The following is a 9,202-nucleotide window of genomic DNA, read 5'->3' as shown; positions in this document are numbered from 1 at the left end:
GGGGGGCGGGGGCGCGCCCGTTAGAGTTAGCGCCGCACCCGCGCGCCCCGCGAGCGGGTGTCGCTGGTGCGCGGGGGGGGGGCCCTTAGGCCATGGGCTCAGCGCAGCGCGCCGAGGTCCTTCGGGGCGGACCAGCCGCTGAAGGTCACCAGGTGCCGGTCGGCGGTCACGGCCCACAGGTCCGGCGTGCCGTCCCCGTCACCGTCGCCCGAGCTGCCGAGGGTCGGGTAGGCGGCGGTGGTGAAGCCGGTGGCGACCACGTTCGCCTTCGGGTCCGCGAGCGCGGAGAAGTCGAAGGTGCCGTCGGCCTTCTTCGGGACCGGGTAGGCGTGCAGGTCACCGGTCGCCCGGTCGCGCGCCCACAGGGCCAGGTTGCCGGCGGCGTCCGGGCCGGGGGCGATCAGGTCGTAGCCGGCCCAGTCGCCGGTGGTGGTGAGCTTGCGGACCTTCTGGGTGCCGAAGCTGAAGTTGCCGCCGGCATGCAGCCAGAGGTTGCCTCCCTCAAGGGTCACCAGCGACGGGGCGAAGCCGCCGGTCGCCGGACCGAACGCGACGAGCTGGTCCGCCTTCGACCAGTCGGAGGCGTAGTCGGCGGGGCACGCCGCGGCTGCCCCGGTGCCGTCCACGCAGCGGGTCGAACGCCCGGCACCCGTCCAGGTCTGGGAGAAGGAGCCGTAGTCGAAGTTCCGGTACTGGTAGAGGTAGCCGTCGCCCGGCTTGTGGACGAAGAGGTCGTCCGAGGACGGCGCGTGCTGGTTCGACCAGCCCAGGTGGGCCACCTGGAACGGCGCCCAGTTGCCGTCGTACGGCGCGTGGGCGCCCGTGATCACCGCATTCGGCGTCGTGTCGGGCGCGTTCACGCTGAGGTACTGCAGGTTGCCCTGCGCGTCGGGCAGCAGGATGTCCGCGGTGCCGTCCCCGTCGACGTCGCCGAGGGTCTTCGGCGGGTTCGGGTTCGACGGGGCGTAGAAGGTGTAGGACGCCCCGCCGACGTTGCCCGCCTTGTCCGTCACCTGGACGTTGAGGATGTTGGTCCCCCAGTCCCGGACCTTGAGGTCTACCGTCACCGTGCCGTCGGCGCCCGGCTTGACGGCATCGGACGAGTCGCAGCCGCCGACACCGAGGTTGCTGAAGCCGTACCGGACGCAGGCGACGCCGGAGGCCTGCCCGCCGGCCGGGGCCGGGTCGGCGGTCGTGAGGACGAAGGTCCCCTTCTGGCCCGCGTACTTGGTGGCGGTGCCGCTCGCCGGGAAGTCGGGCGAGGAGACCGTGGCGGTCGGGCTCGTGGTGTCCACGCGGAAGTGGCAGTCCGCCGACGGGGCGGAGGTCTGCTGGTCCTGCACGGCCCAGGCGTGCCATGCGTAGCCGTGCCCGTCCACCAGACCGGGGACGGCGACCTTGGCCTGCTGGCCGTACGCCTGGGCCGTTCCGGTGAAGACCGGGTCCTGGGCGCCCGTGGTCTCGTCCCAGACGCCGAACCGGGCACCGGTGCCGGTGACCTTGGCGTTGAGCGTCGGGCCGTTCGTGGTCCGTCCGACCCAGCTCGGGGCGGTGGTCGAGTCGCAGGCGTCGGCGCGGTACTCGTTGCCCTGGCTGGTGCCGAGGACGGCCGGCGCGGTGTCGGCGGCGAAGGCGCCGGGCGCGGTGAGCAGGCCGGCCGCGATCGCGGCCGCCGTCACCCCGCCGAGTCTGCGGGCATGCCGAAGTGTCATGGAGGTACCCCACCCCTTTGATCGAGAGATCTCGTTACGTGTACGAGCGGTGAGGATCTTTCCAGTGGGGACCGACAGCGGCAACGGAGATTCAGTCGGTGGCCGGGGTGCGGCGGGTGGCGCGGAGGCCGCGCAGGCCGATGGCGCCGACGGCGACGCCGAGGAGGAAGGAGGTGACGGCGAGGAGGAGGTGGATCCAGAAGAAGGCGGTGGGCTGGGAGTGGTCGCCGTTGGTGAAGGCCTGGCCGCCGGAGTCCTTCCAGAGGTTCTTGACGAAGGTGGTCCAGATGATGATCGACCAGACGCCGAAGGCGGTCAGGAACCAGGAGGTGCGGCGGCTGAGCTTCATGGCGGTCCTCGTCGGGGGTGGGGAGGCGGGGTGCGTCCCCCAGTATGCGCGGACCGCCGATCGGCGTAGGGCGGGCCCCTCGTACGGAGGACCGGCCCGGTGTGGCGCACAGCGGATGCCCCGAAGTGGGTACGGTCTGCGCGTGTCCACACGTCGTCAGAAATTCGCGCATCTGTTCGTCACGACCGCCGCGGTCCTCCCGGCCCTGTTAGCCGCCCCGGGGGCGGTCGCCGCCCCCCAGGAGCCGCCCCCGGCCGCTTCCGTGGTCGGCGGCGAGCGGCTCGGGCGCTCCGGCGTCCAGGTCTCCCCGCTGGCCGGAGCCCCGGCCCTGCCGAGGGACCTCACCGGCGAGTCCTGGATAGTCTCCGACGCCACGTCGGGCGACGTGCTGGCGGCCAGCAACCCGCATCTGCGGCTCGCCCCGGCCAGCACCCTGAAGATCCTCTTCGCCGACACCGTGCTGCCCAAGTTCGACCGCAGCACGGTGCACAAGGTCGCCGACGAGGAGATCCTCGGGCTCGGTGAGGGCAGCAGCCTGGTCGGCATCAAGGAGAACCTGGAATACCGGGTCGAGGACCTGTGGCGCGGGGTGTTCCTGAGCTCGGGCAACGACGCCGTGCACGTCCTGGCGCACATGAACGGCGGCGTCGAGCAGACCGTCGTCGAGATGCAGTCCCGCGCCGACGCCCTCCAGGCCCGGGACACCCGGGTGATCTCCCCGGACGGCTACGACATGGACGGGCAGCTCTCCTCGGCCTACGACCTGTCGCTGTTCGCCCGGGCCGGCCTGCGCAACCCCGACTTCCGGATGTACTGCGCCACCCGGCAGGCGATGTTCCCGGGCGCGGTGGACAAGAACACCGGCCAGCGCGGCAGTTTCGGGATCGCCAACACGGACCGCCTGCTGGGCAAGTACCCCGGCCTGATCGGCGTGAAGAACGGTTTCACCACCAACGCCGGCTCGACCTTCGTCGGCGCCGCCGAACGCAACGGCCGCACCCTGCTGGTGACCGTGATGCACCCGGACAGCTACCAGAAGGTCTACGACGAGACCGCGGCCCTGCTGGACTGGGGCTTCGCGGCGGCCGGAAAGGTGCAGCCGGTCGGCAAGCTGGTCGACGAACTCCCGCCGGACGGCGAGCCGAGCGGCCAGGCCGGCGGCACCGCCGGCGCGCCCCCGCCGGACTCCACCCCCGCCACCCGGCCCGGCACCACCCCCACTGCCACCCCCGCCGCCGCCGAGGACGACGGGCTCGGCCTCGGCGGCTGGCTGGCCGTCGTGCTGGTGACGGCCGCGGCCGGCTACGGGGTGCTGGTCCTGCGGCGCGGCCGCCGCGGAGCGGCCAGCTGGTGACGGCCGGACGGACGGCCCGGCCTCAGGGTTCCTCCCGGGGCCGGGCCGCCGTCGTATCCGCGGCCGCCTGCGCCTCGTCGGCCGCCGCCAGCAGCGCCCGGGCGTGCTCCCGGGTGCGCTCCCGGGCGGCCACCGGATCGGCCATCGCCGTCCAGGCCACGCAGTACATCAGCAGCCGGGAGACGAAGTTGATCCACAGCAGCAGCGCCACCGGCACGCCGAAGGCGCCGTACAGGCTCTTCCCGGCGACGGAGCCGAGGTAGGAGGCGAGCAGGACCTTCAGCAGCTCGAAGCCGACCGCGCCGATCAGCGCGCCCTGCAGCACGTCGCGCCGGCGCTGGCCGCCGATCCCGGGGAACGGCGCCAGCAGGTAGGCGAAGAGCAGCGTGTCGCACGCTATGGCAATGAGCACGCCGACCCCGGTCAGCAGGTAGCCGCTGCGCAGGCCGGTCCAGTCGGCGATCCGCCCGGCCAGCGTCGTCCCGGCGGTGGAGGCGCCCACCGAGATCAGCGACACCACGCCGAGGCCGCCCAGCACCGCGCAGTCCCAGGCCTTGCGCAGCACCACGTTGGTGTCGTCGTCGGGCAACTGCCAGACGTCCCGGATCGAGGTGCGCATGGTGTCCACCCAGCCGAGGCCGGAGACCAGCAGCAGCGCCCCGCTGACCAGTCCGACGGCGCCCGCGTTGGCCACCAGGGACGGCAGGTTGAGCGCCTGCGAGATGCCCGGCAGCTGGTCGGAGATGTGCTTCTGCAGGTCCGCCACCTGGCTGCTGCTGAGCGTCGAGACGGCGATCGCCAGGCCCACCGTGAGCAGCGGGAACAGGGCGAGGAAGCCGAAGAAGGTGACCGCGCCGGCCAGCCGGTTGCCCCGGGCCGCGGAGAAGTACTCGTACACCCGGTACGGGCGGCTGCGCAGCACCCACGTGACGAGCGGGCCGATGACCGGGAGGCGGGTCAGGAAGTCCACCCGACCGGTTATACCGGTCCGTCCTCCGAATGGCCGTCAGGCTCGGCGCAGTCTCTAGCGTTTCACCAGGCGACGGGCCCGGGCGAGGGCGCGGACGGCCTGGTAGGCGCCGTAGCGGCCGTGGCTGAGCAGTTCGGTGCGCACGCCGTCCACGCCGGGCGGCGGGCGGTAGCCGGCCGGCCGGAGCCGGGCGCAGTGGGCGGCGGCGCGGCGGAAGTACTCGCGGCGGTCGCCGGGCGGGATCCGGCCGGGCTTGGAGACGACGGTGTTGAGGTGGTGCAGCATCCGGCCGTAGACGACCGGGCGCCAGTGGTCGAGGTCGGGGCGGCGGTCCAGGAAGGCGAAGACCAGGTCGTACTGGGCGAAGACGTCGAAGTGCTTGCGGCTGGCGGTGGCCAGGATGTTGCCGCCCTCCTGGCGCTGGCGGTAGTGCACGCCGACCTCGTCGAGCAGGGTGATCCGGGCGGCGGCGAGCAGCGCCGGGTACGTCCAGGGGGTGTCCTCGTAGTAGCCGGCCGGGAAGACCAGCTGCTGGGCGGTGACGAAGTCGCGGCGGTAGGCCTTGTTCCAGACCACCTGGAGCAGGTCGAGCAGGTCGGGGCGGGCGGCGAGGTCGAAGACGTCCGGGGAGGCGGCGCCGAACACGTGGGCGGAGGCGGCCCGGGTGATCCGGCCGTCGGCGTAGGTGCGGGCGTAGTCGTAGACCAGGACGTCCGGGTCGCCGGTGGCGGCGAGCCGGTCGTCGACGCTCTTGAGCAGCTGGGGGGTGAGTGTGTCGTCGCTGTCGAGGAAGATCACGTAGTCCCCGGTGGCGACCTCCAGGCCGGCGTTGCGGGCCCGGCCGAGGCCGACGTTCTCGGGCAGGTGCAGCACCCGGATCCGCGGGTCGGCGGCGGCGGCCTCGTCGAGCATCGGGCCGCAGCCGTCCGGGGAGCGGTCGTCCACCGCGATCAGTTCGAGGTCGGGGCCGCCCTGGCCGAGCACCGAGTCGAGACACTCGGCGAGGTAGTCCTGAACCTGGTACACGGGGACGATCACGCTGAAGCGGGGCACGGGCCCAGCGTAGTGGCCCCGAAGGGCCCCATGGCCCGGAGGTAGGATCGGTGCGCACGTACGCACCGATCCAAAGTGCGGTCAGGCCCTCAACGGGCTGCCACGCTCCTTCCCGAGAAAGGCCTGCGTAGCCGATGGCTCCCCGCCTCTCCATCGTCGTTCCGATCTACAACGTCGAGCGTTACCTGGTCGAATGCCTCGACTCGATCGCCGCCCAGACCTTCACGGACTTCGAGTGCGTCATGGTCGACGACGGTTCGAAGGACGACAGCGCGGCCCTCGCCGAGGCGTACGCGGCCAAGGACTCGCGGTTCCGCCTGGTCCGCCAGGTGAACAAGGGCCTCGGCGCGGCCCGCAACACCGGCATCCGGCACATCGACCCGGACGCCGAGTTCCTGTGCTTCGTCGACAGTGACGACTCGATGCCGCCGAGCGCGTACGAGTTGATGATCAACACCCTGGACGAGACCGGCTCGGACTTCGCCACCGGCAACGTGCTGCGGTTCCGCGCGGTGGGCTACTACCAGTCCGGCGGCCACTCGCGGCCGTTCAGGGAGACCAAGCTCAAGACGCACATCACCGAGGTCCCGGCGCTGGTCACCGACCGCACCGCGTGGAACAAGGTGTACCGCCGCTCCTTCTTCGACGCGGCCGGCATCCTCTACCCCGAGGGCATCCTGTACGAGGACGCGCCGGTCAGCGTGCCGCACCACTACCTCGCCAAGAGCGTGGACGTGCTCTGCGAGCCGATCTACCACTGGCGCGAGCGCGAGGTCGGCGAGATGTCGATCACCCAGATGCGCACCAACCCCAAGGGCCTGATCGACCGCGTCACCTCGGTCGAGCTGGTCCGCGGCTGGCTGCGCAAGCAGACCGATCCGCGCTTCGCCCAGTACCTGCGCTCCTACGACGAGAACACCCTCGTCGAGGAGATCCCGATGTTCTTCTGGTCCGTCGTGGACGGCGACAAGGAGTACCGGGACGCCTACATCAAGAACGTCAGCCGGCTGCTGCGGGCGATCGGCCCCGAGCAGGTCCGCAAGCTGCGGGCGCCGCTGCGGCTCAAGTACCACCTGACCCTCCAGGGCCGGATCGACGAGTTCGTCGAGCAGATCAAGTACGAGGGCGAGAGCAACGGCGGTGTCCAGGCCCGCGGTCTGCTGCGCCCGTACGCCGACTACCCGTTCCTGCGCGGCGGGCGCAAGAGCGTGCCGTCCGGCGTGCTCAAGCTGGACAACTCGCTGGTCATGCGCAGCCGGCTGTACGAGACGGCCTGGGTCGGCGGGCGACTGCAGCTGACCGGGCACGCGTACCCGGAGCAGCTGGGCGCGGCCGGCAAGCACGACATGGTCCGCACCCTGGTGCTGCGCGAGGCCAAGGGCCGCCGGGTGATCGCGGTGCCGATGAAGACCCAGTACAGCCCCGAGGCCACCGCCAGCTGCCACCACGACCTGTACAGCTGCGACTGGGCCGGCTTCACCGTCGGCGTCGACCCGAAGAAGCTCAAGCACCGCGGCCAGTGGAAGGACGGCAACTGGCGCGTCCTGGTGGCCGGCGCGGGCAAGGGCGGCGTCTACAAGGGCCGGGTCTGGGCCGGCTGGAGCGACACCGCGCAGTACATCCCGGCGCACTGGGTCGAGCCGGACGTGCGGATCGTGCCGTGGGTCCGGGACGGCTCCGTCTACCTGCGGGTGGAGACGGTCAAGGCCCGGGTGACCGGCCTGGCCTCGCACGGCGGCCGGGTCGAGGTGTCGGGCGCGGCCCGCTCCGGCTCCAGCTTCGCCGGGGCCCGGCTGCGGCTCACCCACGTCGAGTCCGACCGCGAGCTGGCCTTCCCGCTGGAGCTGGGCGCGCCGGTCGGCAGCCTGCAGCCGTTCAGCGTGTCCTTCCCGGTGGCCGAGCTGACCGCCCTCCGCGAGGCCTGGGCCGAGCTGGACCCGGTGGCCGCCGAGCGCGCCCGTGACCGCTGGGACACCGCGCTGGTCCTGGCCGACGGCAGCACCGTCCCGGTGACCTGGGACGACCGCAACGCCCCGGCGCAGCTGCACCTGCCGCTCAACCCGGACGCCCCGGTCGACCAGCGCCGGGCGCTCTACTCCAAGCCCTCCCCCAGCGGGTACCTGCAGTTCTCCGACCAGCTGCTGCAGCCGGTGGTGGACGAGGTCTCCGCCCGCGGCGCGGACGGCTTCCTGCTCAGCGGTTCGTTCCCGCTGTCCGGCGCGCACCGCTGGGAGCTGGTGGTCCGGCACGACTGGCGCGAGGAGGAGCACGTCTACCCGGTGGAGATCGCGGACGGACGGTTCCGGACCGCGCTGCCCGCCGTGCCGACGGCCTCCTTCGCCGGCCGGGTGCCGCTCGCCCAGGGCACCTGGAACGTCTTCTTCCGCCCGGTCGGCGCCGTGGCCGAGGAGCTTCCGAGCTCGTACGCGCTGATCTCGCCGGACTGCTTCGGCGCGATGCCGCTGGAGGTGGAGTCCCGGGGCAAGCGCATCGTGCTGGAGCGCCGCCACCACGACGGCCTCTCCCTGGAGTCGCACTCGGCGCTGCTGCCGGAGGAGCGCAGCGGCTACCGGCTGCGCCAGCTGCGGTTCGTCGACTACCCGAACGCCCGCCGGCACCCGGTGCGCGACACCGTGCTGTACAACGTCGGCCTCGGCGGCCTGTACGCCGACTCGCCGCGGGCGGTCCACGAGGAGCTGGTCCGCCGCGGCCTGCCGCTGGAGCACCTGTGGGGCAGTGACGACCTCCAGGCCGATCTGCCGCAGTCGGCGAGCGCGATCCGGCTGTGGAGCCCGGAGTGGTTCGAGGCGCTGGCCACCGCCAAGTACATCGTCACCAGCACCCACCTGCCCGACTTCTTCGTCCGCCGCCCCGGCCAGGTGGTCCTGCAGACCTGGCACGGCAGCCCGCTGAAGCAGATCGGCCTCGATTTCGAGAAGGTCTGGTTCACGGACGCGAACTACCTGAAGGGCCTCGCCCGGGAGGTTCCGAGCTGGAGTCTGCTGGCGGCCGGCAACAGCTGGTCGGCCCCGATCCTGCGACGCGCGTTCGATTACAAGGGCGAGATTCTCGAAAGCGGTTCGCCGAAGAACGACCTGCTCTTCGCGGCCGACCGGGAGAAGACCGCCGAACAGGTGCGCGAAAGGCTCGGCCTGCCCGAGGGCAAGAAGGTCGTGCTCTACGCGCCGACCTGGCGCGAGGACCGGCGCCGGCCGAACGGCGGGTACCAGCTGGACCTGCGGCTCGACCTGGCGGCGGCCAAGGCCGCGCTCGGCGACGACCAGGTGCTGCTGGTGCGCCGGCACAGCATGATGTGCGGTCAGATCCCGGGCGCTGGCAACGGCTACATCTGGGACGTCGGCAGCTACCCCGACATGGCGGAGCTGCTGCTGATCGCCGACGTGCTGATCACCGACTACTCCGCCAGCGTGTTCGACTTCGCCGCGACCGGCAAGCCGATCCTGTTCTTCACCTACGACCTGGAGCACTACCGCGACAACCTGCGCGGCTTCAGCCTGAACTTCGAGGCGGAGGCGCCCGGCCCGCTGCTGGCCACCTCCGAGGAACTGGTCGACGCGCTCGGCCGGGTCGGCGAGGTCGCGGCCGAGTACGCCGACAAGGCCGCCGCGTTCCGCACGGCGTACTGCGACCTGGACGACGGCAAGGCCTCCGCCCGGGTGGTCGACGCGATGCTCCGCGCGGAGTAGTGCCGAGCAGCACCGAGTAACACGGGGTGGCCCGCAGCACCCCGAGAGCCCCACCGA

Annotated in this window: 6 protein-coding genes; 2 read left to right on the top strand and 4 right to left on the bottom strand. The window is 72.0% G+C overall.

Translation table 11 applies throughout. The features are described from left to right. Positions 1-98: 98 nt before the first annotated feature. The gene (locus tag ACFV61_RS07895) at positions 99-1,712 is read right to left on the bottom strand and encodes a hypothetical protein (protein ID WP_380490641.1); all 1,614 of its coding nucleotides are present in this window, start codon (positions 1,710-1,712) and stop codon (positions 99-101) included. A 91-nt stretch (positions 1,713-1,803) separates the two neighbouring features. Then, positions 1,804-2,061: an SCO4848 family membrane protein gene (locus tag ACFV61_RS07890; protein ID WP_380490639.1), complete on the bottom strand. Its 258-nt coding sequence runs from the start codon at positions 2,059-2,061 to the stop codon at positions 1,804-1,806. A 142-nt stretch (positions 2,062-2,203) separates the two neighbouring features. Here ACFV61_RS07890 and ACFV61_RS07885 point away from each other — a divergent pair, with 142 nt between their 5' ends. After that, entirely contained in the window at positions 2,204-3,415 is a 1,212-nt protein-coding gene (locus ACFV61_RS07885) for a D-alanyl-D-alanine carboxypeptidase family protein (protein WP_380490637.1), read from the top strand. Between the two features lie 22 nt (positions 3,416-3,437). Here ACFV61_RS07885 and ACFV61_RS07880 read toward each other — a convergent pair whose 3' ends face one another. Both ACFV61_RS07880 and ACFV61_RS07875 read right to left on the bottom strand, forming a co-directional pair. After that, complete coding sequence (locus ACFV61_RS07880; protein WP_380338945.1) at positions 3,438-4,385, bottom strand: YihY/virulence factor BrkB family protein; 948 nt, start codon at positions 4,383-4,385, stop codon at positions 3,438-3,440. Between the two features lie 54 nt (positions 4,386-4,439). Then, positions 4,440-5,438 (bottom strand): glycosyltransferase family 2 protein, encoded by a 999-nt coding sequence (locus ACFV61_RS07875; protein ID WP_380490635.1) that lies wholly within the window; start codon positions 5,436-5,438, stop codon positions 4,440-4,442. A 134-nt stretch (positions 5,439-5,572) separates the two neighbouring features. Here ACFV61_RS07875 and ACFV61_RS07870 point away from each other — a divergent pair, with 134 nt between their 5' ends. Beyond that, a complete protein-coding gene (locus ACFV61_RS07870; protein WP_063349034.1) occupies positions 5,573-9,145 on the top strand; it encodes a CDP-glycerol glycerophosphotransferase family protein in 3,573 nt (1,190 codons plus the stop codon). Positions 9,146-9,202: the final 57 nt, after the last annotated feature.

The sequence above is a fragment of the Kitasatospora sp. NPDC059817 genome, from assembly GCF_042731835.1.
Taxonomy (GTDB): domain Bacteria; phylum Actinomycetota; class Actinomycetes; order Streptomycetales; family Streptomycetaceae; genus Kitasatospora.
The sequence above is the reverse complement of the archived record's forward strand: the minus strand, read 5'-3'. Positions and strand labels throughout refer to the sequence as shown.